This is a genomic window from Egbenema bharatensis FJBBOT/2019 (assembly GCF_048077055.1).
GTDB lineage: Bacteria > Cyanobacteriota > Cyanobacteriia > Elainellales > Elainellaceae > Egbenema > Egbenema bharatensis.
Genome location: NZ_CP182236.1, coordinates 5,169,799 through 5,193,799, shown reverse-complemented (window position 1 = coordinate 5,193,799; position 24,001 = coordinate 5,169,799). Strand labels below are relative to the sequence as shown.

Annotated in this window: 25 protein-coding genes; 13 read left to right on the top strand and 12 right to left on the bottom strand. The window is 50.5% G+C overall.

The features are described 5' to 3' along the window. Positions 1 to 87: 87 nt before the first annotated feature. The 3 genes from ACM1PF_RS24005 to ACM1PF_RS23995 form a co-directional block, all read right to left on the bottom strand. Positions 88 to 1,254, bottom strand: coding sequence for a septal ring lytic transglycosylase RlpA family protein (locus ACM1PF_RS24005; RefSeq protein ID WP_416667814.1), 1,167 nt, complete (start codon positions 1,252 to 1,254; stop codon positions 88 to 90). 809 nt (positions 1,255 to 2,063) lie between these two features. Beyond that, positions 2,064 to 2,582, bottom strand: a complete 519-nt coding sequence (locus ACM1PF_RS24000; RefSeq protein ID WP_416667811.1) for a hypothetical protein — start codon at positions 2,580 to 2,582, stop codon at positions 2,064 to 2,066. 307 nt (positions 2,583 to 2,889) lie between these two features. Beyond that, a complete protein-coding gene (locus ACM1PF_RS23995) occupies positions 2,890 to 4,098 on the bottom strand; it encodes a DUF3747 domain-containing protein (protein ID WP_416667808.1) in 1,209 nt (402 codons plus the stop codon). A gap of 557 nt (positions 4,099 to 4,655) precedes the next feature. Between ACM1PF_RS23995 and ACM1PF_RS23990 the strand changes: the two genes are divergently transcribed. The 3 genes from ACM1PF_RS23990 (at position 4,656) to ACM1PF_RS23980 (ending at position 5,938) form a co-directional block, all read left to right on the top strand. After that, entirely contained in the window at positions 4,656 to 4,940 is a 285-nt protein-coding gene (locus ACM1PF_RS23990; RefSeq protein WP_416667805.1) for a hypothetical protein, read from the top strand. Then, positions 4,937 to 5,347, top strand: coding sequence for a type II toxin-antitoxin system VapC family toxin (locus ACM1PF_RS23985; RefSeq protein WP_416667803.1), 411 nt, complete (start codon positions 4,937 to 4,939; stop codon positions 5,345 to 5,347). Before ACM1PF_RS23990 ends, ACM1PF_RS23985 begins: the two co-directional genes overlap by 4 nt. A 342-nt stretch (positions 5,348 to 5,689) precedes the next feature. After that, entirely contained in the window at positions 5,690 to 5,938 is a 249-nt protein-coding gene (locus ACM1PF_RS23980) for a hypothetical protein (RefSeq protein ID WP_416667800.1), read from the top strand. Positions 5,939 to 6,213: 275 nt separating this feature from the next. Here ACM1PF_RS23980 and ACM1PF_RS23975 read toward each other — a convergent pair whose 3' ends face one another. Continuing rightward, positions 6,214 to 7,428 carry a homospermidine biosynthesis protein gene (locus ACM1PF_RS23975; RefSeq protein WP_416667797.1) on the bottom strand — a complete coding sequence of 405 codons (1,215 nt, stop codon included), beginning with the start codon at positions 7,426 to 7,428 and terminating at the stop codon, positions 6,214 to 6,216. Positions 7,429 to 8,153: 725 nt separating this feature from the next. Between ACM1PF_RS23975 and ACM1PF_RS23970 the strand changes: the two genes are divergently transcribed. Beyond that, positions 8,154 to 8,546: a RidA family protein gene (locus ACM1PF_RS23970; protein WP_416667794.1), complete on the top strand. Its 393-nt coding sequence runs from the start codon at positions 8,154 to 8,156 to the stop codon at positions 8,544 to 8,546. 55 nt (positions 8,547 to 8,601) lie between these two features. Here the strand turns inward: ACM1PF_RS23970 and ACM1PF_RS23965 are convergent, their stop codons facing one another. Next, positions 8,602 to 8,844, bottom strand: coding sequence for a DUF1049 domain-containing protein (locus ACM1PF_RS23965; protein WP_416667792.1), 243 nt, complete (start codon positions 8,842 to 8,844; stop codon positions 8,602 to 8,604). Between the two features lie 136 nt (positions 8,845 to 8,980). Continuing rightward, on the bottom strand, positions 8,981 to 9,724 hold the full coding sequence (locus ACM1PF_RS23960) for a hypothetical protein (protein WP_416667789.1): 744 nt from the start codon (positions 9,722 to 9,724) through the stop codon (positions 8,981 to 8,983). A gap of 425 nt (positions 9,725 to 10,149) precedes the next feature. On the opposite strand from ACM1PF_RS23960, the gene ACM1PF_RS23955 reads away from it, so the two are divergent. The 5 genes from ACM1PF_RS23955 (at position 10,150) to ACM1PF_RS23935 (ending at position 14,764) form a co-directional block, all read left to right on the top strand. Next, complete coding sequence (locus ACM1PF_RS23955) at positions 10,150 to 10,650, top strand: GbsR/MarR family transcriptional regulator (protein WP_416667787.1); 501 nt, start codon at positions 10,150 to 10,152, stop codon at positions 10,648 to 10,650. Positions 10,651 to 10,834: 184 nt separating this feature from the next. Next, on the top strand, positions 10,835 to 12,169 hold the full coding sequence (locus tag ACM1PF_RS23950; protein WP_416667785.1) for an efflux RND transporter periplasmic adaptor subunit: 1,335 nt from the start codon (positions 10,835 to 10,837) through the stop codon (positions 12,167 to 12,169). Positions 12,170 to 12,178: 9 nt separating this feature from the next. Further along, the gene (locus ACM1PF_RS23945) at positions 12,179 to 13,396 is read left to right on the top strand and encodes an ABC transporter permease (RefSeq protein ID WP_416667782.1); all 1,218 of its coding nucleotides are present in this window, start codon (positions 12,179 to 12,181) and stop codon (positions 13,394 to 13,396) included. 4 nt (positions 13,397 to 13,400) lie between these two features. Continuing rightward, positions 13,401 to 14,114, top strand: a complete 714-nt coding sequence (locus tag ACM1PF_RS23940) for an ABC transporter ATP-binding protein (RefSeq protein WP_416667779.1) — start codon at positions 13,401 to 13,403, stop codon at positions 14,112 to 14,114. A 116-nt stretch (positions 14,115 to 14,230) separates the two neighbouring features. After that, a complete protein-coding gene (locus ACM1PF_RS23935; RefSeq protein ID WP_416667777.1) occupies positions 14,231 to 14,764 on the top strand; it encodes a universal stress protein in 534 nt (177 codons plus the stop codon). A 220-nt stretch (positions 14,765 to 14,984) separates the two neighbouring features. On the opposite strand, the gene ACM1PF_RS23930 is transcribed toward ACM1PF_RS23935, so the two are convergent. Next, positions 14,985 to 15,485 carry an orange carotenoid protein N-terminal domain-containing protein gene (locus tag ACM1PF_RS23930; protein ID WP_416667774.1) on the bottom strand — a complete coding sequence of 167 codons (501 nt, stop codon included), beginning with the start codon at positions 15,483 to 15,485 and terminating at the stop codon, positions 14,985 to 14,987. A 174-nt stretch (positions 15,486 to 15,659) separates the two neighbouring features. Here ACM1PF_RS23930 and ACM1PF_RS23925 point away from each other — a divergent pair, with 174 nt between their 5' ends. Beyond that, positions 15,660 to 16,175 carry a YybH family protein gene (locus ACM1PF_RS23925; protein WP_416667771.1) on the top strand — a complete coding sequence of 172 codons (516 nt, stop codon included), beginning with the start codon at positions 15,660 to 15,662 and terminating at the stop codon, positions 16,173 to 16,175. 153 nt (positions 16,176 to 16,328) lie between these two features. Then, the gene (locus ACM1PF_RS23920; protein ID WP_416667768.1) at positions 16,329 to 17,717 is read left to right on the top strand and encodes an FAD-binding oxidoreductase; all 1,389 of its coding nucleotides are present in this window, start codon (positions 16,329 to 16,331) and stop codon (positions 17,715 to 17,717) included. 82 nt (positions 17,718 to 17,799) lie between these two features. On the opposite strand, the gene ACM1PF_RS23915 is transcribed toward ACM1PF_RS23920, so the two are convergent. The 5 genes from ACM1PF_RS23915 to ACM1PF_RS23895 all read right to left on the bottom strand — a co-directional run bounded on the left by ACM1PF_RS23915 (position 17,800) and on the right by ACM1PF_RS23895 (position 21,994). Beyond that, positions 17,800 to 18,201 carry a type II toxin-antitoxin system VapC family toxin gene (locus ACM1PF_RS23915; protein WP_416676781.1) on the bottom strand — a complete coding sequence of 134 codons (402 nt, stop codon included), beginning with the start codon at positions 18,199 to 18,201 and terminating at the stop codon, positions 17,800 to 17,802. Beyond that, entirely contained in the window at positions 18,192 to 18,392 is a 201-nt protein-coding gene (locus ACM1PF_RS23910) for a hypothetical protein (protein WP_416667765.1), read from the bottom strand. The genes ACM1PF_RS23915 and ACM1PF_RS23910 overlap by 10 nt, the downstream gene beginning before the upstream one ends. Before the next feature lie 59 nt (positions 18,393 to 18,451). After that, complete coding sequence (locus ACM1PF_RS23905) at positions 18,452 to 20,023, bottom strand: SPOR domain-containing protein (RefSeq protein WP_416667763.1); 1,572 nt, start codon at positions 20,021 to 20,023, stop codon at positions 18,452 to 18,454. Between the two features lie 665 nt (positions 20,024 to 20,688). Continuing rightward, entirely contained in the window at positions 20,689 to 21,633 is a 945-nt protein-coding gene (locus tag ACM1PF_RS23900) for an aldo/keto reductase (protein ID WP_416676779.1), read from the bottom strand. A 202-nt stretch (positions 21,634 to 21,835) separates the two neighbouring features. After that, positions 21,836 to 21,994: a hypothetical protein gene (locus tag ACM1PF_RS23895; RefSeq protein ID WP_416667760.1), complete on the bottom strand. Its 159-nt coding sequence runs from the start codon at positions 21,992 to 21,994 to the stop codon at positions 21,836 to 21,838. Between the two features lie 229 nt (positions 21,995 to 22,223). On the opposite strand from ACM1PF_RS23895, the gene ACM1PF_RS23890 reads away from it, so the two are divergent. Both ACM1PF_RS23890 and ACM1PF_RS23885 read left to right on the top strand, forming a co-directional pair. Beyond that, entirely contained in the window at positions 22,224 to 22,397 is a 174-nt protein-coding gene (locus ACM1PF_RS23890; protein ID WP_416667757.1) for a hypothetical protein, read from the top strand. Next, positions 22,390 to 23,319, top strand: a complete 930-nt coding sequence (locus ACM1PF_RS23885) for a S66 peptidase family protein (RefSeq protein WP_416667753.1) — start codon at positions 22,390 to 22,392, stop codon at positions 23,317 to 23,319. Before ACM1PF_RS23890 ends, ACM1PF_RS23885 begins: the two co-directional genes overlap by 8 nt. The last annotated feature ends 682 nt before the right edge of the window (positions 23,320 to 24,001 follow it).

The following is a 24,001-nucleotide window of genomic DNA, read 5'->3' as shown; positions in this document are numbered from 1 at the left end:
TGTGCCCTAACTCGTTTGCCCTAATTCATTTGATAGATGACACTTGCCAAAGTGGCATCTTAATCTATTAGGTGAATAAGAGGTGTATTACTCTTGTGTACTAGAGGCAGATTGGGTCGCACCTAATACCTCTACATTCACTGGAGCTACTCCTGACTGCACTAACCCGATCGAACGGGCAGCCGCAGTGGAGAGGTCAATGACTCGATTCCCGTGAAATCGACCACGATCGTTGATCCGAACAACGACGGACAGTCCATTATCCATGTTGGTGACTCTGACTTGAGTGCCAAAGGGCAAGGTACGGTGAGCTGCTGTTAACGCATTCTCATTGAATACTTCGCCGCTAGCACTGTAATTACCGTGAAACCCTGGGCCGTACCAGGATGCCATTCCCGAGATGGAAACCTGCACCGGGCCAACTGAGATTCGGTTAGAGTAACGTGGATCGCCTGCCACGCTTTGAATTGGGGGTGCATCTCCTAACAGTCGGCGCAGAAGGTTAGTGATCTGTACTGTATCTTCTGCGAGGTCTTGCGTAGTGTGAGGCAAAACGGTGTCTGAATTAATTTCAACCAGTTCGTCATCGCCTACCTTAATCAGGTAGCGTTGCTGCTGGGAGTCCCATTCTGCCCGGATCGCATCCGCATCCACACCATCACGGTAGAGTTGGTTGAGCCGAGCCGCCAGGGAGGTTGCTCGCCATACAGGTTCGTTTGAATCAGCGTTTTCTGTCTCTGCCCCGCTTTCAGTTGCCGCATTGGATCGGGTAACTGAAACATTGGTTGTTGAAGAATCGGTCCGATCGCTGGAGTGATTTTGCACACTGGCAACTTTAACCTCTGAATCGGTTGAGCTGCTGGATGCGGACTCTGAACGTGCTCCGACGGAGGAAGTTTCTTCGGAGCTAAGGAAGGTCAGAACTGGAATATTTCTGACATAGAGGGTTGCTGCATCCCTTCCTCCAGTTTCGTGGGGAAAAATTTCAGTGATAGTGGCTTCAGAATCGGTCTCGGCTTCGGACTGGTATTCTCCGACTTTCACAACTTCGTCAGACTGAGAAGCAACAGGCTCGGACGCAGGCTGCGCGGAATCCGCATTTGCCCGATCGGTTGAGGGTTCCTGAGTGGGAACTTGAGCCTCTGCATTTCCGTCCTCTGAGCCAGCCTGGTTTGCGTAGCTCAAAGGCGCAATTCCCATGGTGGTGACTAACAGAGTGACGGCGGTTAAACCGCTCCAAAGTTTTTGACTCATACGCTCTTCACAAATAGTACTAGGAGAGTGACTTCAATTGGACAGGCGGTAGATGAAAAACCTAATGTCCATTCACTAACTCGTACTCGTTACGGGTTTGCTCCTAATAGCTGAACTGCAACAGACTAACATGAAGTTTTTGTAGTGGGAATCAGGGACAGCCAGGAGATTGGCACAACTTTACACAAGCTTCATAAAGCACTTTAAGGCTAAATGCTCCTACTGACAAGGTTTTTACCCTATTTTTTTGTTTTTCAGCTTCATGAAAACTTTATATTAATTTCACACTTATTCTTTGGGTTCATGGGAGATGTACATCTCTATAGAGTCACAGAGATGCAACGGTATAAATCTAAATGGTTATTTATCTATAAAAAGGATTTCAACGATTTCTGATTGGTTTTAATTCGTCCATCGGTAAAGAACGATTGACCGACGCACTCTCTTGTTTGAATCGGGTGAAATCAGGGGAAACCCACTACCTGACTTACCTATGGGAACTTGTGCCCCCGTCAGACTGACCCGCAGCCCATCCAGAAGCGAGCAGGTTTGTGATTCAGACCCAAGATTGAACCGATCGCCATTCGTGGTTCTCCTGAAATCATCTCCGTAAAAAAACTGAAAAATCAACGTTTTCGATGTGCTGAAAATCATCAGGTTGGGATCAGGATTTTACCCAAATTCACGGAATCTAAGGGGTGAAGATTTTCTACCAGTAAAAAGTAAAGCGGATAGCGGTTCCCGGAACTGGAGAGAGTGAACTCAAGCTTAAGAGCCAAAAATTAAGAGCCAAAATTAAGAGCCAAAAATTAAGACGATCGCCAAAGGGGACATTCTCGGTCTAAAAACGCTTCGATCTGCGCTTTGGCCTGTTCTATCTCTTGACGCGACCAGGATGAACCCGCTTTAAACGTAGCTCTGCCGATTTTGATCATTAAGGAGTAGCTGGGAGCACCATCACTCCATTCATGGCTGCGAATCTCAATGCTGTCTAGCGAGGATAACGGGAATACTTGAGTCCGCGATCGAATCACTGGCGCAGACTCAGAGTAGCTGAAGGTTGAGCGCGTTGTATCCAGGGTCGTTTGAAAATTTAATCCAGCCAGGGCAGCACAAATAAATAGCAGGCTCACGGCGATCGCTCCGATTGAGATGAAGGCCGCCAGGATAAAAACCGGGTGTCGGTAGTCACGCCATTGGATGCGGAGCACCAGTTCGTAGGGCGCAAGCAGAGGGAGCAGAGCCAGGAACGCAAACAAAAGTCGTTCTTGCCAGGTTACAGAGGAGATAATCCACAGTCGATCGCCTTCGTCCAAAATCTGGATCATTGCAGGGGACTCTATCATCTAATAATAAAAAAGTGCCCTGAATGGCAGGACACTTCAGCAAGATATTCTTGGATGTCTGTTAGATCTCTAGACTCAGGCGATCGCAAACCCTGTTTAGATCCCCCCTAGCCCCCCTTGAAAAAGGGAGAACCGATCCGAAAAAGGCTTGAAGTCCCACTTTTTAAGGAGGATTTAGGGGGATCAAATGCAGGTGTTGCCATAAATGCAAATTCATTTTCGATCTACTGAGACTATTAGATCTATATAGATGTCGTTAGGGCATCAACACTCCGTCAAAGGCAACATCTTAGTTTCGTGCCGTTTGGGGTGCATTACACTCCAACATGCGCAGGGTGGCCGCTGCCGCATAGTTCCGTTGAGTGCCTGTGTTAGGCGCAAAGGCAGTTCCAGCTTCATTCAGCGGAGTGGCGACTCCACAGTAAGCAGACATTTGACTAATCAGTGACTCTGCCCAATGTCCTGAGGTGTCTGAGAAAGTGAACGTTTGTTGAGTGGGTTGCAGTTCTGTACTAACGCCCTGACGAGACTTAGCATACTCAGCCGCTCGCCGGAGAACCGCCATCATTTCGGCACGGGTGACGGCTTGCGTGGGACGGAAGGTGCCATCCTCGTAGCCACTGACAATGTTGTTTTGCTGGGCAAACTGAATCTTGGCAGCACTCCAGCGACCAGCATCCACATCGCGGTAAGGACTGCTCGATGCAGTATTGGGAAGTGTGACGTTCAGTCCCGGAACCCGCACCAGGGCTTCCAGCACCATTGAAACCAATTGCTCACGGGTCAGCGTTTCTCTGGGACGGAAGGTATTGTCCTCAAAGCCTGAAATAAAGCCAATTTGAACCGCCTGCTGAATTTCGCTGACATAGGTATCGTTGGCAATATCGCGGAAGGCAAAGGACTCAGGGGCGGGTGGGGGAGTCAGATCGGCGATCGGGGCGGGTGGGAACTGGCCTTCGTAGGTGAGGTAAACGTGTCCCAGGGTGCGATCGTCTAGTGTCCGCTTGGTGAACCGCCAGCCAGGGTTCAGATAAATTCGGGCAAAATCGGAAGTGGTGCCGTAGGCTCGACCAATTTCAATTTCATTTTGACCTCGTGTGCCAGACACGGCATACAGTCTCAGGTCATTGTCACGTCGGAGGACGCGGAGGTTGAAATCTAACCCCATATCCTGTCCATTGACCCGCACAGAGTAACCGTTACTATCCGTACTGCGCCCACAAATCCCCGTAAAGTCAAAGTTGGTGAGTACCGGATCAACAATTACAGGCTGGCTACCAAATTCCCGCCAGCAGGGACGTTCTTCGGTCAGTTGCTCCAAAATGAGCAGTTGATGGCCTGCTCCCCCAGATACCGGAGCCGCAATCGCAATAAAACGACTTTGATCGACTTCGCGTTGGCCAAATGTAGCAGCGGGAACAGGTCGGCTTGTAAATAGGATCGTCAGCAACGCAGTAATTGCTGCGATCGCGGTCAGTTTTCGGAAAGAGAGTCTCATAGCATCAACGTTTTGTGGTGTACCGTCTTGTGATGTACCGTCAGAGTGGTTGAGGTGAATGGGTCAAGTTGGCGATCGGCTGTACAAGATAGCAAATTTTTATGATTGCAACCGTTAAGATTCAGCAAGCTGCAAATCTTGGCTAGCCCTAGGATATCAAGCCATTGGTCGGAGAAGGTTTCCTCAGTGAATGCACTGATATATAGACAAAACGAGACCGATCTCTCTCTAGTAGACCGATCTCGCCGATGAACTTGTGCCCGCCTCTGACGGTAGATGCAACAAATTTTATAAATCTCTTGATAGTTACTTTAACTCTTGAAGGGAGAAAAATCAAGGGGTGGGTTGGGTGAGCTGATCCAGGGGATTGCAGTATTGTGGTTCGTTAGGATTGAGCAGTATTATGGTTCGTTGCTTTGTTGACTAGGCAGGCAAGATGCCTAACCCCACAAGAGGAAAATTGAGGCGGAAGTGGGATGCTCCCATTAAATGACGGATTGGCAGAAAATAAAAATAAAGAAATGTAAAATCACAAATACTTAATTAGGGAAATAAATATGACAAGCGCAAAAGAACAACTGATTCAAGAACTCGATCGAACTCCTGATTTTGTTGTGCAGGAAGTTTTAGACTTTTTGCTGTTTATCAAAGTTCGCCTAAAGCACAAAATCGAGGAAAATCAGGCGATCGATTTAGAACAATCTCCCAGTCTTCCTGCCTTCCTCCAGTTTGTTGAAGAAATTAGTGCCCAGGTTCCCAGAGAAGAATGGGAAGCCCTTCCTACAGATCTTTCTAAGAATTTAGATCATTATTTGTATGGTGCACCCAAGGACGAGGAATGAAAACCGTTTTTGCCGATGCAGGGTATTGGATTGCAATCCTCAATCCGGCGGATGATCTACACGTTCAAGCCGTTAATCTTTCCAATACTCTGGAACCTTTTCAAATCTTGACTAGTGAGATGGTCTTTACCGAAGTCTTGAATTCCTTCTCCAAACAAAAAACTAGTTTCAGGCAAGCAATTGCTCAATTTGTCAGGCGATCGTTCGGTAATTCTAAAATTGAGGTTGTGCCTCAAACTAGCGATCTATTTCAACAATCTCTTCATCTTTACGAACAAAGAGCCGATAAAGCCTGGAGTCAAACCGACTGTGCCTCATTTTGCATCATGGAGCAACGGAACATTCTTGAAGCCCTGACCCACGATCGCCACTTTGAACAAGCGGGCTTTGTTGCCCTGCTCCGCTAACCAAACCGATCACCTCTCTCCACTGCGATCTTCCTGAGGATAATCAAACCGTAACAAATTTGACTTGATTTGCTCGATCGAAAATGCTACGCTCATCAGCTATAGCTATCTTTTGGGTTGCACAGACCTGGGGGGTAGCTGGATCACCTAGAGACGAAATTCTCTAGCGGAGGTCAAGCGTGCCTAGCAAGCTTAACGCCCAACCTCCTCACCACAGACTACCTGAGCTAGTCCGGGCTAGGGTGCATGATAGCATTCTTAGTCCTTGGCTCGCACCGTCTGAGCTGGGAGCCAGTCTCTAGGGTTTCCTCAAACCCTGGAACATAAGGAGATTCACAAATCATGTCCGACAAACGATTCGGTCTGCCTCCAGAGGGCGATCGGCTGATTTCCCCTGCCCGTCGTTCAGTGAAAATACTGATGATCGGGCAACCTGACGATGTGGAATTGACCATTGCCCGTCTGTATCAGTGCGATTTTTGCCGTGTGGAAGACTGGTCAAGACCCCTGCCCTTCTCGCACATTCAGCAGGCGACCACCAAAGCACCGGGAGAAATTATGCGGATCTACGTGCGATCGATGACCCTCTAACCTGATTGACTGACAAATCTTTTCCCGTAGGTTGGGTTGAACAACGTGAAACCTAACACCAGCCTATATTCTGTTGGGTTACGCTATCGCTAACCCAACCTACAAGAGAATCAGGGTTTTAGGAGTTTTGTCAGTCAATCAGCCCTCTAACTTCATCCTGCCCCTTGGTGGACTGGCCCTGTTTGGTGGAAAGAGTGTGGTCAACCCAGTTCTACCCAGATGCTTGACACCGTTTGGCAGAACTCGGAGCCACACTACTTTCTCACCCTCTCGCCTTACTTCCGACCATTGCGAATTGGAGTGCCGCAGGGATAGGTGGCAATCACAGGTTCCCGTTCGATCGCCTCTCTGGTTACGGTTTGGGCTACGGAAACGGTGGATTGTTCTGGCTGTCTGAGTTTGGCAGCAAAATAGTCCATCCGCATTTGATCCAGCAGTTCCTCCCGCCGATCGTACAACCGCTTCAGGGGACGAGGGGCACACTGACTCATCACATAAGCTGTCATGATGGGCAGGGCGATCGTACTGTCGGTGTAGCAAACGATCGTGCTGGGCAGTTCTTCCGGGTCAACCTTGCCCCAGCTCACCGCTTCGGCCGGAGTGGCTCCAGACAATCCCCCGGTGTCAGGACGGGCATCGGTGATCTGAATAAAGTAGTCGTGACCCCGCTCTTCCAAGCCCAGCACCTCATGGATTTGCGGCTGAGTTTGCAACAGGAAGTTTTTGGGGCTGCCACCGCCAATGATCACCGCTGCACTCTTGCCCTCCACATCAGGAATCCCCGACTCGCGGGACGCATAGGCAATGGCCGCCGTTTCATTCACATCCAGCATCGGGTCGATCGCCAGTTGGGAGCCTTCCAACGCCAGAGCTGCCACATTCATGCCGATCGAGCTGTCTCCCGGAGAAGAGGTGTAGATCGGAACGCCACACTCGTAGGCAGTGGAGAGCAGACAGGGATTTTTCACCCCCAACTGTTTCTCAACGGCATGGATATATTTGCCTAATAAATAGTGAAACTCAGCCGTTCCCATCCGCTTTTGGAACGGTTCCGCCTTGAGCAACTCCCGGATAAAGGCATCGGTTTCCAGCAGCACATCGTAGCCAAACACAATGTCATAAATCCGAATTCGCCCTTCTTGCCGCAGTTTGACATCGTCCACAAACGGATGACTGGCGTACAGATCCATGCCCAAACCGTAGTGCAGATCATGGTAGAGATTTGCCCCAGTGCTGATCATCCAATCAATAAAGCCATTGCGGATCAGGGGAGCCAATACCGAAACCCCAAAACCCGCCGGGGTCATGGCTCCAGACAAACTGACCGCGACGGTTACTCCCGCCTGCATCACCTCACGGCTGAGAAGATGACAAATTTCGCGCAGACGGGCCGAATTGTAAGCAGTGAAATAGCCGTCAATCAAGTCTACGACGTTGATTTCAGCAGGCATGGGGGCGGGTGCGATTTTGTGACTAAGCACGTTAGACATGGCTGATCTCCTGGATAGTTGCGATCGAAGTACATAAAAGAGACAAAGTACAAAATTGGGAAATGCGCTCAGGCATGTTCCATGGGTAAACTGCCCAAAATCAGCAGCAGGCTCTACCCGCAGATCCACTGAGGTCGAGAAAGATCTGCACACCGAACCAAATGCTTAAAAACTGGCAGTCCAACCCATCGGGAAGCCGCTATTCAGCAGAACAACCCGTTGAACCAGTTAATTTGTAAAACGCTCACAGAGCAGCGATCGACCGAGTTTGCAGGGTACTGGGTGAGGGAATACACACAACCCACTCACGGGGTTTAACCATCTATCTAGCAAGTCCGCAAACCTAAAGTTACAGGTCGATCAGCCCATACTGGGTCCTTCACAACGGTCAACCCAGGACAGGGCAGGAATTGCTAATCTTCTACGCTGCAACTTCATTTCCAGGTACCACAGCAGTACCCCGTAAAATCCAAATTGGGAAAAAAGTTTCAACGTACCGCAACCTTTTGAAACTTATGAACATCAACAGTCTAGCATTTACTCCGTAGTTTCCTTCAGCAGAATCGCGGAAAGCTGGAAATTTCACAGAGAGAGCGGCAGCAGGACAAAACAGATTTGCAGCGCATCAGCAAAATTCCTGGGCAGAAGGGAAATCTGGCAGAGATCGAGGAATAACGATGTAGGCTAGGGAAGAACTCTTTAAATTAGCTCCTACTCCCCGCCCCATGACTCACCAAATCATTCGCACTGAACACGCTCCCGCACCCGTTGGCCCCTACAATCAGGCGATCGTCGCTTCCGGGCAACTGGTTTTTGTCGCGGGACAGATTCCATTAGATCCGAAAACGGGAGAACTGGTGGGCGGCGATGATGTGGCGCAGCAGACAGAGCAGGTATTCACCAACCTCAAGGCAATTTTGCAGGCCGCTGGAGTAACCCTGGGTGAGGTGGTCAAAACAACGGTATTTCTAGCCGATATGAATGATTTTGCTGCAATGAATGCAGTTTACGCCCAACACTTCGAGGCAGCCACAGCTCCTGCGCGGGCCTGTGTGGAGGTGGCTCGCTTACCCAAGGATGTGCGAGTGGAGATCGAGTGTATTGCAGTCAAAGGGTGAGGAGTAGGGACGAATTGCGTTCGCCCGTCCGGGAGTGGGGAGTGGGGAGTAGAACTTACTCAAAATCCTCTCGATCGCGCAGGGAAGGACGGACAGGGGCAGGACGAAACAAGGGAAGGACGATCGCCGTACCCACCATCCCAGCCGCCACACTAAAAGCCAGCATGATGCCCAGGGGAATCTGGATGGACTGGAAGTTGAAAAAGTAGAGGGAAATGGGAGCAGCATTCTGGATAGCCAGCAGGGCGATCGCACAGATCCATGCCGCCAGAATGATTGAGGTAAGTATTTTGACCATTGGACTTAGTTTGTGGTAGGTCAGCAGAACCGTTTAGGGGTATGCGGAAAAATAGCAGATCCGGTAGGGGCGCACTGCTGTGCGTCCTTACAGCCGGTTTTTTCAAAGATGGGGAGTTATTGTTATTGCAGATCCCTTAGTTGCTTCCTGGAGGAGCACAGACCTCAGAGAGACAGATGACCAGCACCGATTGAATCGTGGCATCCTCACGGAAGGCTTCTGTTTCATTGTATTCATCTGCGGGTTCAGCATAGATCCCTGCTAGCTCCTGATTGCCATTCCCCGTTGCAAAGGAAATATTGTTGGCGGGCTGATTTTGAAAACGGGCGTATTCCCGCGACTCATTCAGAGTGTTGTAGGACAGATGGGCTGACCCGTAAGTCTGCTCTGCTTCAGCGATCGAAGTTCCGGTTCCGATTCCTTCTGCCGTTTGAAAGGTGGGATTATCGGTCAGCAGTCCTTGAATCACATCCGCATCGGTCAGGGTTTCTCCTGCCAGATAGAGGATGTAGTAGGCGACCTCATCATTTTGACGCACGGCGATCGCATCGAAATCTACCATGAAGGGCGATTCAACCGTAAATTCTGCCTCATCCCCCAGAATATCTTTCAGCTCACCCAGGCTCATACCCAACCGGGCATCACCAATCCCCCGGGCTGAAATTAATGTTTTATCTGCGGCCGATGTCGTCTGAGTCACCGTTGGAGTGGATGGCGTTTCAGTGGAGGGGAGGTCTGCGGCAATGGTCTCATCGGCGGATGGAGTCGTGGCGGTAGAAGACACCTCAGAGGAGCGACCACAGCTAATCAGGAGTAATGCCGCACTGGCAGCCAGCAAGGATGGAAAAACGGAGCGAGGGAAATGCGATCGAAGATTCATCACAGGGCATTAATGGGAGTAGAACGGCGATAAAAATAGATAGCTAAAAATAACCTGCTAAAAACAGATAGCTAAAAACAGATAGCTAAAACAGACATTAATGAAATAGAGCATCTGGGAGTCAAAATCAGCCATGCCATTGACAGAAGCCTTTAAAGCACTCCCTTAAAGAATGGAAACGACATCATAGCTCAAAATAGCTCAAAGGTGACTTCAGCATCCATGCTAACGCCTCTCTCAGGGTGTCTCCTAAACCACATCACCCGATCGCATGAGATTCAGTGGGGGATGGCGATGCCGTGAAGGTGAGTTAAAGTGGAAGCACAATCGTTTAGTCCGTTCAGTATATACTGAACACCCCAAAAATATGTTAACCTGAGTTAATAAATGTAACGATGATATCTGAGTTTTTAAGACAAAAGCAATTGAGTATCCCTAAGCAGCCGTTTGAGCACATTCACTTTGTCGAAGAAGTCGGTTTAATGTTTGAGCTGGTCGGGTTCCCCCGCATGTCAGGGCGCATCCTGGGGTGGCTATTAATTGCTGACCCGCCCCAACAATCCACATCGGATCTAGTAGAAATACTGCAAGCCAGTAAGGGGTCAATTAGCACGATGACCCGTCTGCTGATTCAAATCGGGTTGATTGAACGGGTGAGTTTGCCAAGGGCGCGTCGAGACTATTTCCAGATTAAGCCGCAAGCCTGGTCGCAGCTAACCAAACAGCGTATTGCTCAAATTACTACATTTCGCCAATTGGCCGAGAAGGGACTCTCACTGCTGGAAGGAATGCCGTCTGACCACAAAGCGCGACTTCAGGAAATGCGGGATATTCACGCCTTTTGGGAACGGGAATTACCCCTATTAGATGAACGCTGGGAGCAAGAGCAACGGCATCGCCAATCCACTCAGTCGGAGGAAAGGTAATGGAGCTTTTGTCACTTTATATTTTTAACTCGTTTAATTGATTCGGTTAATTGATTGGATATCGCTTTGAGGATGCCAACAAACGAGCGGTTGGTTACGTGAGCGCAAACTTAATTGCAGGTGGAACGCATGACTGCTAACGCTGTCCCTTGCTAAACTCTCTTGATCTTATAGAACCATGTCTATGCCATTTCCTTTCACTGGTAAAGCGCGTCAACCTGCCCCCTGGCTGATTGGGTTGGTTACAGTGGGTTTGCTTAGTACGGGTACTGTGACGTACTGGACGCTACGCAATCGATCGGCGGTTCCGGATGTATCCAGCATGACGGTGCAGGTCGAGTCTCAGTCTCTCCAGGTGCGGATTGATGCCAGCGGCACGGTACAGCCGATCCAAACCGTCAATGTCAGTCCTAAAATTCAGGGTATCCTGGCAGAACTCTACGTCGAACAGGGCGATCGAGTCACACGGGGGCAAGTCCTGGCGCGGATGGAATACGATGATGTAGAAGCTCGATTGGAGCAATCTAGAGCTAGAGTTGCCCAGGCAGAGGCGCGTCTGGCCAGAGTGCGATCGGGAAACCGTCCAGAGGAAATTGCCCAGGCAGAAGCCAGAGTGGCCCAGGCAGAAGCCAGGGTGCGGGAATCTCAGGTGCAACTGGAGCTTGCAGAGCAACGAGTTCAGCGAAATCGAGATCTGGCCGCAGCGGGAGCCATTTCCCTGGATGATCTGGATACAGTATTGAATCAGGCGGAAGTGGCCAGAACCACCCTGGAGCAAAATCAGGCAACATTGGGAGAGTCCCAGCGGGCCCTGGAGCTATCGGAGCGGGGCAGTCGGGTGGAGGATGTGAATGAGGCGCAGGCCCAGGTGCAGGAAGCCAGGGCAAATCTCCAGGCGTTGGAAGTGGAACTGGGAGATACCTTTATCCGTGCTCCCTTTGACGGCATTATTACTCAGAAATACGCCACTCCGGGTGGTTTTGTGGCTCCGGCTACGTCGGCTTCGGATGCTTCGTCGGCTACCTCAACGGCGATCGTCGCTCTGGCGGAGGGGTTAGAGATCCTGGCAGAAGTCCCAGAGGTGGACATTCAGCAGCTTCGAGTGGGGCAACCCGTCGAAGTGATTGCCGATGCCTTCCCCGATCGCCGCTTTGAAGGGCGGGTGCGTTTGGTTGCTCCGGAAGCGATTGTTCGGCAAAACGTCACCTCGTTTCAGGTGCGGGTAGAGTTGCTGACGGGGCAGGAACAGTTGCTCTCAGGCATGAATGTAGATGTGGTGTTTTTGGGGGAAGAAGTTCAGAATGCGATGGTGGTTCCGACGGTGGCGATCGTCACCCGTGAGGGAGAAACAGGAGTTCTGGTTCCCGATGCAGAGAACAACCCTGAATTTCGTCCTGTCACCTTAGGCACAGCCGTGGGGAATCAGACCCAGGTGATTGAGGGCTTGGAACCGGGGGAGCAAGTCTTCACCGATATTCCCGCTAACTCGGAATGGAATCAGCCCCTTAGCGAAGGGTAGGAAGAACAGATGGACATATTTGAAAGCGTCAATATGGCAGTCAAAACCCTGACTGCAAACAAGCTCCGCAGTACTCTCACCATGCTGGGCATTATTATCGGTAATGCCTCTGTAATTGCAATGGTGGGTGTGGGGCAGGGGGCCCAACGCTATGCCGCAGAACAGTTTGAAACCCTTGGGCCAAATACGCTATTTATCATTCCCGGCAGTGATGAAGCACGGCAGCGTACCTTTGAAGTAGAACGGGCCCTGACCCTGGAGGATGCAGAAGCGATCGCCTCCCAGGTGCCCTCGGTGCGTGCTGTGGCACCTCAACTTCAGAGCCAGCAGCCGGTCACTGCAGGAAATCGCCGGGTTAGCACTCTGATTGTGGGAACAACGCCAGACTTTACGATCGTCCGCGATTTTGACATGGATCACGGTCGTTTCTTCAGCGAGCAGGACGTGCAGCGTAATACCAGGGTTGTGGCCCTGGGTTCAGATGTGGCTCGGCGGTTGTTTGATGACTCTAACCCCGTTGGGCAGCAGATTCGGATTCGCAACCTCAGCTTTGAGGTGATTGGGGTGATGGAATCGAAGGGGGCATTTCTGGGGAATAACCAGGATGATGCAGTGTATATTCCTGTGTCCACCATGTCTAGCCGGATTACGGGCAACACTTCCCCCTATGGCACAGAAGTTACCTTTATCTCCGTCACCGCCAGAGATGAGAATGCGATCAACGCTGCCCAGTTTCAGATGTCTAACTTACTCCGGTTGCGCCATCGAGTAGTTAACGAAGACAGCTTTACAATCCGTTCTCAGAGAGATGCCCTGGAAATTGTTGGCAACGTCACGGGTGCTCTAACCATTATGCTGGCCGCGATCGCCGGAATTTCCCTATTTGTGGGCGGCATTGGCATTATGAATATTATGCTGGTTTCAGTCCGGGAACGAACTCAGGAAATCGGACTGCGGAAGGCGATCGGGGCTTCCCAGAGTGATATCCTGCTGCAATTTATGATTGAAGCGGTCATCCTATCGGCGATCGGTGGGCTAATTGGCACGGGCATTGGGGTCGCTGGCGTGACGCTGGTGGCCGTCACCACTCCCCTACAAGCGGGAGTTTCCACCGCAGCCGTTGCCCTGGCGGTTGGGGTGTCTGGTGGCATTGGCTTGTTTTTCGGCGTGTTCCCAGCGCGTCAGGCAGCTCGTTTAGACCCGATCGTGGCATTGCGGAGTGCCTAATTGCATGAAACCGATTATTCAACTCGAACACGTCAACAAAACCTATGGCTCTGGCGAAACGGCGGTTCACGCCCTGGATGATGTGAACCTCGTGATTGCGTCGGGGGAATATTGCGCCATTATGGGCCCCTCTGGCTCCGGCAAATCCACTGCAATGAATGTGATTGGTTGCCTCGATCGCCCCACATCGGGACGGTACTTCCTGGATGAAGTGGATGTGGCCAATCTGTCTGATGTGGAACTGGCCCATATTCGCAATCGCAAGCTGGGTTTTGTTTTTCAACAATTCCATTTGTTACCCCAACTTTCGGCGGTTGAGAACGTGATGCTGCCGATGGTCTATGGGGGAGTGCTCAGCAGAGAGCGCAGGGATCGAGCGGTGGAGGCATTGACGCGTGTGGGATTAGCCAATCGGATCAACAACAAACCCACCCAGCTTTCCGGGGGGCAGCAACAACGGGTTGCCATTGCCCGCGCCATTGTCAATCGTCCCGTCGTCTTACTGGCAGACGAACCAACCGGAGCCTTAGACTCTCACACCACTCAAGAAGTGCTAGAAATTTTCGGGGAACTGAATGCTTCTGGAATTACGGTAATTATGGTGACGCATGAGTCGGAAGTGGCTCGTCAAACCAATCGGATCGTCTGGTTTCGGGACGGTCAGGTTTTGCACGATCACCTCACCCCTGATGATTTAGCTCAAGCCGCAGTAGCCTAATTGCATCTCAGATGTGTCCCTATCCTCTCCATCTTCACAAGATCCTCAGATTTTTCGTCTAGCGTGACAATAGACACCGTTTAAATCCGCCGTTTGTTCAAAAGAGGATCATAATCATGGGATATCAGCGCATACTTGTGGCAATCGATCGCTCCTCTCAAGCTCCCATTGTTTTTGAACAGGCATTGGAGCAAATGCAGGGAAATCAGGCTTGTTTGATGATTGCCCATACTGTACGAGTGGAATCAGAGATCTCAACGGGTGCTTTCATGGGTTTAGGTACGATCGCTGACGTAGACACCTACAACACCATGAAGCGATTGCACCAGGAACGGATTCAGAAACAGCTAGATCAGGCTGAGGAATGGTTGCAGTCTTACTATCAGCAGGCGATCGAGCAGGGAATTCCTACTGAAGTAGACTGTCATGCTGGAGAACCAGCCGTATGGATCTGTGAACTGGCGCGAACCTGGAATGCCGATTTGATTGTTGTGGGGCGAAGAGGACATCAGGGCATCAAGGAGATTGTTCTAGGTAGTGTCAGCAACTATGTGATTCACCATGCTCCCTGCTCTGTGCTAATTGTTCAGGGAATGACTTTTGATCAGGAAGAGTACGTCAGGCCCACTCACACGGAACTGACCCTCTGATGCCACATGCAGCTAAAGATGAGATGCAGTGAATTTATTCCCGTACTTTGCAGCAGAAAGATATTTTACAGGGGCAGATCATTCGATCGCCCCTTTTCGCTATCTAAAGATAAATGGCGTTACATCAGCAACTTTGAATCGCTGAGAGCCGTGGTTTCCGGTAAGTGAGTACCAATTATCTGCCCTAGTTCAGCATCATTCATCTGCCGATTGGTGCTGCTTACAGACCCGACTCTTGATCGTGGGGAACTGCATTGGGGTCAACACCCATCGGTGCAACGATATCTCTAAAGAAAGTAATTTGTTGACCAAAATCAAGCTTCTTGACTTCATTCAGCAATTGTTCTGCCTCAGAAACCAGCTTATAGTTTTGGGGGAATGGCACGATCGTCATCTTTTCCATGCCCTGTGCCAGCAGATACCAGAACAGGAGCTTAGTTGTATCGCTCATTGCGCCATACTCGCGGGCAATCAGTGAATTCTTCTGCTTGATCAGATCGCGCTGAAGTTCAAGCTGCTCCTCACTGGACATCTTTTCAACTTGATCGTATAGCGATTGAGCAACCTGGGGAGAAACGGTGCTGGCTCCAGGAGCGGCAGGAGTAATGGAATCTCCCATTTCAGTGTAGATGTACCAGAACAATGCTAACTGTTGATCAACATCTAGCTTTTGAAAAGCCTGTACGAGAGAATTATTGGCGTTTGTCGTTGTATAAGTCATAAAAGGTTTCCTTTTGACACCTCAACTGACAACTTAACAAACCTAAACATTCGTCAAACCTAGCGGAAGGGGGAGATAAGCGACCTACCCAGCGGTGGATTTGTGATTGATCTAGGAATGTCACAATGAATGCGAATTCTTGATACAAACCGATATACAAATAATCTTTGTTGTATGGCTGAATCCACTCAATCCCTATCGTCCAACTCAACGATCGAGCATCAGGACGAATATCAGGTTGCTGCAGAGTATCCTAGTAACGGAAATACAACCGTCGGGCATCAAACTGAGAATCCTGTGATTCCCCTGACATTTGATCCGTCACCTGCCGAGCAAACCCTCGATCGCTACTTCAAAACCCTGAATGCAGGCGATTTTGCCGGGACTGCATCCCTGTTTGCGGAGGATGGGGTGATGCATCCGCCCTTTGAGTCAGGAATGGTTGGACAAGAGGCGATCGTGGATTACCTCAATAAAGACGCTCAGGGGTTGCATATCATTCCCTTGCGCAAAACCATTGAATCACTGGATTCAGGCGACGTTTGCTACAAAATTGTGGGAACCGCTCAAACCGCTTTGTTCAGCGTTAACGTCGGGTGGAATTTTGTCCTGAATGATTCTGCTGAAATCTGTTCCGTTGAGGTAAAGCTGCTGGCAGCACTGAAGGAGCTTTTGACGCTGAAACGCTAAATGTTCAGACGGAACCCTGTCTAAATCCTAAATCCTCTCAAATCGTAACTATTACAGCAAATTTGGACTGTCAGACTGGTTAGGGTATTCCTTGGTACAGTCATAAAGGGTCGTGCGAGAATAAAGACCCAGGACAATGATGGAGGTTAGGGAATGACAGCCGCTACAACTCGATCGCATGATTGGGATCAGGTGTTGACCGAATTACAGTCGATTGCCTCCGGACAGTCGGAGACCATTGAAATCATCCGCGATCCAGCCCAGGTGGCAAAGCTTTCTAAGGATTATTATTCCTATAGTCCCTTGCTGGTAGCTGCTCTAGCGGATAAGGTTGGTGACGTGGTGGTGCGTCCTGCCAATGAAGCGGAGGTCATCCAAGTGGCAGCGGTTTGCACCCGGCATCGAATTCCGGTCACTGTTCGAGGCGCGGGAACGGGCAACTACGGCCAGTGCATTCCGCTACGGGGTGGGGTAATTCTCGACATGAGCAAAATGCAGGCAGTGAAGTGGGCTAAACCGGGAATGGCGCGAGTTGAAGCCGGAGTCAAGATGGCTGCCCTGGACAAGCAAACCCGCGAGATCGGCTGGGAAATTCGCATGGCTCCTTCTACCTACCGCACCGCAACGATCGGCGGTTTTATTGGGGGGGGAAGTGGTGGCATTGGGTCGATCACCTATGGGCTACTAGCCGATCGGGGGAACCTGCTAGCCTTGCGGGTGGTGACGATGGAGGAGGAGCCGCAGGTGATTGAACTGCGGGGGGATGATGTCTACAAGGTGGCCCATGCCTGGGGCACAAACGGTATTATCACTGAGCTAGAAATTCCCCTGGCTCCAGCCTATCCCTGGGCTGAGTTCATTGTCACCTTTCCCGACTTCATGACGGCTGCCCGGTTTGGACAGGCTTTGGGGGATGCCGATGGCATTGTCAAAAAGCTGATCTGCATCTGCGCTGCCCCCATTTCTAATTACTTTGCCCCCTTTAAGGATCACATTCCTGCCGATAGTCACTGTGCCCTGTTAATGGTCGCAGAACCCTGTCTGGAACCGTTTGGTGAACTCGTTAAAGAATTTGGTGGGATGATTCGCTACCAAAAATCAGCCCAGGAAACCGGGAAAGGAGTGGCGATCGGCGAATTTACCTGGAACCACACGACGCTCCATGCCCGCAGTATTGATCCATCGTTGACTTACCTGCAAACTCTCTTTCCAGCCGATAAGGAACTGAAGCTGGTTGAGCATCTCTATCACCACTTTGGCGATGAGGTGATGATGCACCTGGAGTATATTCGCGTGAAGGGAGTTGTGATTCCTGCTGCCCTGCAAATTGTTCGCTACTCAACGCCAGAACGACTTCAGGAGATTATTAAATACCACGAAGACAATGGTGCGCTTATTGCCAATCCTCATACTTACATCATTGAAGAGGGGGGACGCAAGACGATCGATCCTCAGCAGTTAGAGTTCAAAAAAAGAGTTGATCCCTATGGTCTATTGAATCCGGGGAAAATGCGGACATGGGAGGAACTACAGGCAACATGAACATGCTTCCACAACTCCCCACCCTGCGGCTTGAAGGGCTGGATCAATGGTTTTGCGCGGGTTTCAGCTTTGTTTATGATCTTTACTTGCGCGAGGGAAGTACCTGGATCAATCCAGTCTGAAAGACTTCGTCGTAGGTGAGAACGGGCAAATTTTCGAGTTCGGCTTGAGCCATTAGCATGCGATCGAATGGATCGCGGTGAGCAATGGGTAAACTGCCAGCCCTGACGGCATGGGCAGCCGTAATGGCAAGCTCGATGAATTTTGCTTGCTGCAAGATCTGCGAATATGCTTCTACCAGTTGTTTAGCTTCAGGGAGTTTGCCAAGGCGATATTTAGTAGCAATTTCCCAGGCAGATGCACTGCTGACAAGGATACGATGATCGGGGTTGCGGATAATATCGCGGCAGGTGGAGTCAAGTTTCGGATCGTCAAAGAGCCACCAGAGCAAGATATGGGTATCAAGAAGATAGCTCATTCCCAGGGCTGAAGTTCTTCTTCGGGCAGGGGTTCAAAGAAGGCATCGCCAAGCTTTCCTACAAGGAGTCCGGGGGTACGGGGCTGGGCTGTCTCTTTACTCAACCCCAGGCGAAAGTAGTGAATGACATCGTAAAGCTCTGCGAGTTTTTCTTCGGGGATATTTTGTAATTCCTGAATAATCTTTTGAATCAGCATGAACTAAACTGCCCCAATAGTTAATTAATAAAAGTTAAAGTCCAATTTCGTTCTGGAATTTATGGGTGATAAATTTCAGCAGGGATTCCCTGAGATTCTAGCTGCTGCAACAGTTCCTGGGCCTTAGCAGGATCACTGAATGCTCCCAACTGGACACTTGCCCCAGAATCGAAGTTGCGCACATAGGCTTCAGGAACCGCCTCGCGGGCATTTTCCAGACTGGGGTCGCCATTGTAGGGTGTAACTACATAGTAGTAGGGCGCACTGGATGCAGCGGGGGTAGAGGCTGTGACTTCAGGTGGAGCGTCGATCGGGGGTGGATAATCGATCGGGGGTGGATAGTCGATCGCGGCAGGGGATTCGTAAGTTGGGAATTCGTAGATCGCCGGAGGTTCGTAGGCTGGAGGCGCAACACTGACAGGTGCCGATGGGGCGGAGGGAGGAACGACGGGAACGGGAGCTGGTGCAGGTTGAGCATAGCTGCTGGAATGGTCTGAAGTGGGACGACCTAAATCCTGGGGAGCTTGAGGAGATACTGCCACGCCAGGAGCCGGACTGGCCCCATCGGTAGGAGAATTGGGCAGAGGACTGGCAACGGTATTGGGTCGAGAGGGTCTGGGCAGGGTGCTGAGATTATTGACATTGAGATCAACAAACTCCTCGGCGGCCAGGTTCGGTGAATCGGGGACAAAAGCGGAACCAGTTGGAGTTGGCGAGGCGATCGAGCCTGCTGATTCCGGGCTGGGTTGCTCCTGGGCGGTCAAAAAGTCCAGGCTGGAAGGATGCATCACCACATAGCCTAAAGTGACCGTAGACAACAGCAACAGCAACATCGAACCAATTCCCAGGGGAGATAGCATGGAGTCCAGCAGGGTGGTTTCCTGTTCGTATTCCCGATCGAGCGTTTCCTCTCCCATGCTCCGCAACAGTTCTTCAGAAGATTCCAGGTAATCATCGGGGGAGTCTTCCGTATCCGCAAATCCGGCTGAGTCGATCGATCGATGGGGTTGAACCATCAGGGCAGAGGAAGGGAGCGATTCTGCTTCGGATTCCTCCGGTGTAGATGAAGATTGCGATTGCGCTGATACAGTTGTCAGTTTTCCACCACTCAATGTACTAGCAGAAACCTGCGTCAGAGGGCGGGTGGACGGTTGTAAAGGGTCTGAAACTCCCGAACCAGGATCAGCCTGATTTGGAGTCGGGGCTGGATCTGCCCAAACATCCAGATCAGGATTCACACCGTTGGCCATTGCCCGATCCTGATAGGTCACAGCACGAGTATCCGGCATCTGCTTGAAGGTCTGCCTCGACTCCTGCCTCAAGGTCTGGTTCACGACCTCCGTTTGCCGCACCAATTGCTGAAGCTGATGAGCTTCGGGTGGATCCAGCACGGGAGGTGAGGTATGGAACGGTAAATCGATCGCAGTCCTCTGCACGGAGCGATAGGTCGGTTTCCAGGTGGGAATATGCTGCCTGTACCCAACCTGCCGCGCCATCCGATGCTTCTGCCGACGATATCGAGTTAGTTCCTCTTCCAGTTCCACATCCAAGCTATCTAAAGCTGCTCCCAGCAAGGGATGTAGCCCTTCCGGAGGGGATTCTAATGGGGCAACTGAGGAACTATGACGCATTTCCCTTACTCCTATCCAATCTCAACAAACCACAGGCAAAAGTCGAAAATTTTGAAAATAAGTCAATACACTCGATATCCGATCGGTTCTAAAGGACGGATTTGCAGAAACGAGTCAGATTTCCCGTAGGGTAGGCATTGCCTATGGACTGAATTCAGAGCCATCTAACCTAACGTTGCCTCGTCCTTGGCGCACCCTTAATCCATCCAATCAACTTAACCAGCTCAACCTGGAAAAATTGATCTCAATCATGGCACATAAATCACCATATGTAGAGGAAAAATAAAATATTTTGTTAATTCAACTCCATATGCAGCAAAAACTGGCGATCGACTGTGCCATCTAGAGGCTTAATGATATCGAATTTTTGAAAAGTAGCAAGGGGGAAGCTGTCGTTTTGACCTAGACCCTTCCTGAATGAGATGCCCACAAGATGCCCATAGCAAAAGGTCTGCCCAGTCAACCAAGCAGAACCATCACGGGGAGCATGTCACCTTTGAAAGTTTACCCTCATCCCCCAGCCCCTTCTCCCCAGGGAGAAGGGGATTGGAAGTCCCTCTCCCAAAGGGAGAGGGATTTAGGGTGAGGGCTGCAAAAGTGACATGCTCCCACCATCACGGATGTTTAATCCATTTCTTTGACCAGATAGTTAGACCGATCGAGTATTAGACCGATCGAGCCACTTCCCGAAGCTGCTCCACCTCATCTGGAGTCATCATCCAACCCAGTGCTCCAGCATTTTGCCGTGCCTGCTGTTCATTTTTGGCTCCCGGAATAGGAATGACATTTCCTTGCGCAATCAGCCAGTTCAGCGATACCTGCGCCGGAGTCTTATCGTACCGTGCTCCAATTTCCTGCAACTTCTGAAGCACCGGAGCCAACTTTTCTAATCCACTCTTACTAAAGCGCGGATTGAGGACTCGCGCCCCACTCGGCTTCTTGTCGTTTTCCGCCGTATACTTACCCGTTAGCAAACCCTGGGACAGGGGACTGTAGGCCAGAATGGTAATGTTTAATTCGCGGGCTGCATCCAGTACCCCATTGGTCTCAATCTGCCGATCGAGTAGGGAGTAATGCATCTGATTGACAGCCAACGGAATTCCACGATCGGCCAAGTACTGGTGAGCCTGGCGCATCTGAGTTGCTGAGTAGTTACTGACTCCCACCGCCTGAATCCGTCCCTGCTGCACTTCATCCGCCAGAACGTTCATTAAATTCTTTTGCCCTATAAAAAAATCAAAGGGCTGGTGAATCTGATAAAGCGCGATCGTTGATTGCTCTAGCCGTTTCAAGCTAGCAGTGAGGGCATCGGTGACAGACTGAGAACTGAACCGCCAGGGTAAGGGCATAAATTTGGTTGCAATCTGCACCGGGCGATCGGCTTGGCGCATAAATTGTCCCAGGAGATTTTCGGACTCACCCAACCCATAAATTTCAGCCGTATCAAAAAAGTTGATGCCTGCGTCCAGAGCAGCTTGAAAGGCTCCCTGTAGCTCGGTCTGACTGTAATCCCTACCGTAGCTCCAGAATAATTGATCTCCCCAGGCCCATGTCCCAATCCCCAGGGGAACGACGGAAACATCACTGGAGCCAAGCTTAACGGTTTCAATGCTCACTTTAACAAAACTTCATATCTACAGTCTCAGTGTAGCGAATTCGCGGAAAGACCGATTTAGGAATACAGTTTTAACAAGCTGCAATTCTTGTGGGATGGGCATCTTGCCCGCCCAGTCAAATAAGCAGAACGGTGGACAGGTTATTTAATCCGCGATCCTTAGAGCGTTGAGAGCCTTGAGAACAAAAGTCAACCCGTCAACCTGTCCTTGTGACCAGAAACACCAAACTATCAATCACTCGATCGCGCTCCATCGGCAGAATGTCTTTCCCATGCATTACTTCCTGCAAGATGATGTAGTACGCGATCGTTCCTAAAATCACTCGCGCAGTGGCTTCTGGATCGGGAAGATGCAATTCCGATCGCCCAAACTGTCCTGACTGAAACCCATGCTTCGACTCAAATAATTACCACTCAGAATCCAGCGATTCGGTTGATTCGGGATCAATTATTGACCCAACTTCTGAATCTGGGCATGATTCAATCTTTTATGCCCAAATTGAAACGCAGCTTGGCGAAATCATCCAGTCGCATATCATCGTGGCCGCACTGGAACCCCCAACTGACCTAAACTGGAAAGGTTCATTGCTGTTAGATCCTCAGCAAGATCTGCATCAGCAATACGGCGCAGCAGCCGAGTCCCTTTACTTGATTCGACCCGATGGTTACATTGGCTTTCGGAGTCAACCGATCGAGGCTGAACCCCTATTGCAGTATTGGCACACCCAATTCCAGAGAAACACTCCCATTCATGCCTGATTCCTCTTTCTCCCCTCCTTCCTCCCCCCTCCTTCCTCCTCCCCTCAAACCGGGCAATCGGCTGCGGGTCATTGCCCCCAGTGGAGCCTTGCGAGAATTGGCAACCTTTCAGAAAGGAGTAGAAATCTGGCGATCGAGGGGATACCAGATCGATCTCAGTCCTGGCTATGACCAGCGTTGGGGATATTTGGCGGGAACCGATGCTGAACGGCGATCGCAGCTTGCAGATGCTTTACAGGATCCAGAGTACCAGGGCATCCTGTGCGCCAGGGGAGGCTATGGGGGAGCGCGGTTGCTGGAGAACTGGGATTGGGGAGATCTTAAATGGCCCAAATGGTTGATTGGTTTTTCTGATATTACGAGTTTGCTATGGGGATTATGTCGGCAGGGGGTATCCGGGGTTCACGGGCCGTTGCTCACTACCCTGGCGGCGGAGCCGGAATGGTCAGTTCAAAGACTGTTTGACTGGGTGGAAGGTCGATCGATTCCCTCGATCGCCGGAACAGGCTGGGGTGGTGGACGGGCTGAGGGAATGCTGCTCCCGGCAAATCTGACGGTGGCAACCCATATCTTAGGAACCGCTGCTCAACCCGCTCTGGAAGGGGTCATCCTGGCCTTTGAAGATGTGACTGAGGCTCCCTACCGCATTGATCGGATGCTAACCCAGTGGCGAATGATGGGGATATTTCAGAAGGTCAAAGGGATTGCGATCGGCCGGTTCAGTCAGTGTGATCCACCTGCTAATGTACCGAGCTTCACGGTGGAAGAAGTGCTGCGCGATCGATTCTCTGATCTGGTATCTGGGGGAATTCCGGTCGTGTCAGACCTGCCCTTTGGCCACGATGGCCCCAATGCCGCTTTACCCGTGGGTGTGCCCGCCTGGCTCGATGGCGATCGGGGAACACTAGGGATTGTCAAATAAAAATGGTCAAATACAAATGATCAAATCAGAACATTAGAGCTAAAAAAGAGGAGTTGCCAAGTCTCCTCCAGGGGAATGTCATTGCCCGTCATTTAGATGAGAATAAATTCAGTGAACTAGCTTGTCCTAGATTCCGTGATTTCCAAGCCTGCGATCGATGAAAGAACTTGCTATATTAGTGAAATTACTGAGGATCAGTACAAAAATATGACCTAGACATGACATAGATTGATATAGCTCCCTGCCCTCCAGAAGTGTCTAAAGCGCAATTCGACACAGCGTTAAAGAAACTGTACAATCTTCTCCAAATGTGTCCTGGAAATTGGGTTCTGCTTCCCTGCACCTGCAATTCCCCTCGCTGCTGGTCAATACTCGATACACGAATTTGACAGCCCTTTTGCTCTCTCTTATTTCCTCTCATGCCCTCACTCAAACTGGGTTCTCCGTTTTAGCTCAACTTGTTTTGACGAGATCTTCTCTACAAGTTGTCTGCATTTGCGCTGCGCTGCATTACAGTTCAACGACTCACTCTTAAACCCATTTTAATTAAACCCATCTCGCCAGTTTTCGGGATGTGTCGGGCTGGGTGCCTCAGTGATCCAGCCCTGTGCTGGGATGCAATGGCAGACTGGGTGCTTGTTGTTTCTCCTTTGAATACTCAACGTTACTACAGGACTCTACC

Coding starts and splice junctions, on each gene's coding strand:
- ACM1PF_RS24005 (WP_416667814.1), bottom strand. CDS start 1,254: ATGAGTCAAAAACTTTGGAGCGGTTTAACCGCCGTCACTCTGTTAGTC.
- ACM1PF_RS24000 (WP_416667811.1), bottom strand. CDS start 2,582: ATGATCCAGATTTTGGACGAAGGCGATCGACTGTGGATTATCTCCTCT.
- ACM1PF_RS23995 (WP_416667808.1), bottom strand. CDS start 4,098: ATGAGACTCTCTTTCCGAAAACTGACCGCGATCGCAGCAATTACTGCG.
- ACM1PF_RS23990 (WP_416667805.1), top strand. CDS start 4,656: ATGACAAGCGCAAAAGAACAACTGATTCAAGAACTCGATCGAACTCCT.
- ACM1PF_RS23985 (WP_416667803.1), top strand. CDS start 4,937: ATGAAAACCGTTTTTGCCGATGCAGGGTATTGGATTGCAATCCTCAAT.
- ACM1PF_RS23980 (WP_416667800.1), top strand. CDS start 5,690: ATGTCCGACAAACGATTCGGTCTGCCTCCAGAGGGCGATCGGCTGATT.
- ACM1PF_RS23975 (WP_416667797.1), bottom strand. CDS start 7,428: ATGTCTAACGTGCTTAGTCACAAAATCGCACCCGCCCCCATGCCTGCT.
- ACM1PF_RS23970 (WP_416667794.1), top strand. CDS start 8,154: ATGACTCACCAAATCATTCGCACTGAACACGCTCCCGCACCCGTTGGC.
- ACM1PF_RS23965 (WP_416667792.1), bottom strand. CDS start 8,844: ATGGTCAAAATACTTACCTCAATCATTCTGGCGGCATGGATCTGTGCG.
- ACM1PF_RS23960 (WP_416667789.1), bottom strand. CDS start 9,724: ATGAATCTTCGATCGCATTTCCCTCGCTCCGTTTTTCCATCCTTGCTG.
- ACM1PF_RS23950 (WP_416667785.1), top strand. CDS start 10,835: ATGCCATTTCCTTTCACTGGTAAAGCGCGTCAACCTGCCCCCTGGCTG.
- ACM1PF_RS23945 (WP_416667782.1), top strand. CDS start 12,179: ATGGACATATTTGAAAGCGTCAATATGGCAGTCAAAACCCTGACTGCA.
- ACM1PF_RS23940 (WP_416667779.1), top strand. CDS start 13,401: ATGAAACCGATTATTCAACTCGAACACGTCAACAAAACCTATGGCTCT.
- ACM1PF_RS23935 (WP_416667777.1), top strand. CDS start 14,231: ATGGGATATCAGCGCATACTTGTGGCAATCGATCGCTCCTCTCAAGCT.
- ACM1PF_RS23930 (WP_416667774.1), bottom strand. CDS start 15,485: ATGACTTATACAACGACAAACGCCAATAATTCTCTCGTACAGGCTTTT.
- ACM1PF_RS23925 (WP_416667771.1), top strand. CDS start 15,660: ATGGCTGAATCCACTCAATCCCTATCGTCCAACTCAACGATCGAGCAT.
- ACM1PF_RS23920 (WP_416667768.1), top strand. CDS start 16,329: ATGACAGCCGCTACAACTCGATCGCATGATTGGGATCAGGTGTTGACC.
- ACM1PF_RS23910 (WP_416667765.1), bottom strand. CDS start 18,392: ATGCTGATTCAAAAGATTATTCAGGAATTACAAAATATCCCCGAAGAA.
- ACM1PF_RS23905 (WP_416667763.1), bottom strand. CDS start 20,023: ATGCGTCATAGTTCCTCAGTTGCCCCATTAGAATCCCCTCCGGAAGGG.
- ACM1PF_RS23885 (WP_416667753.1), top strand. CDS start 22,390: ATGCCTGATTCCTCTTTCTCCCCTCCTTCCTCCCCCCTCCTTCCTCCT.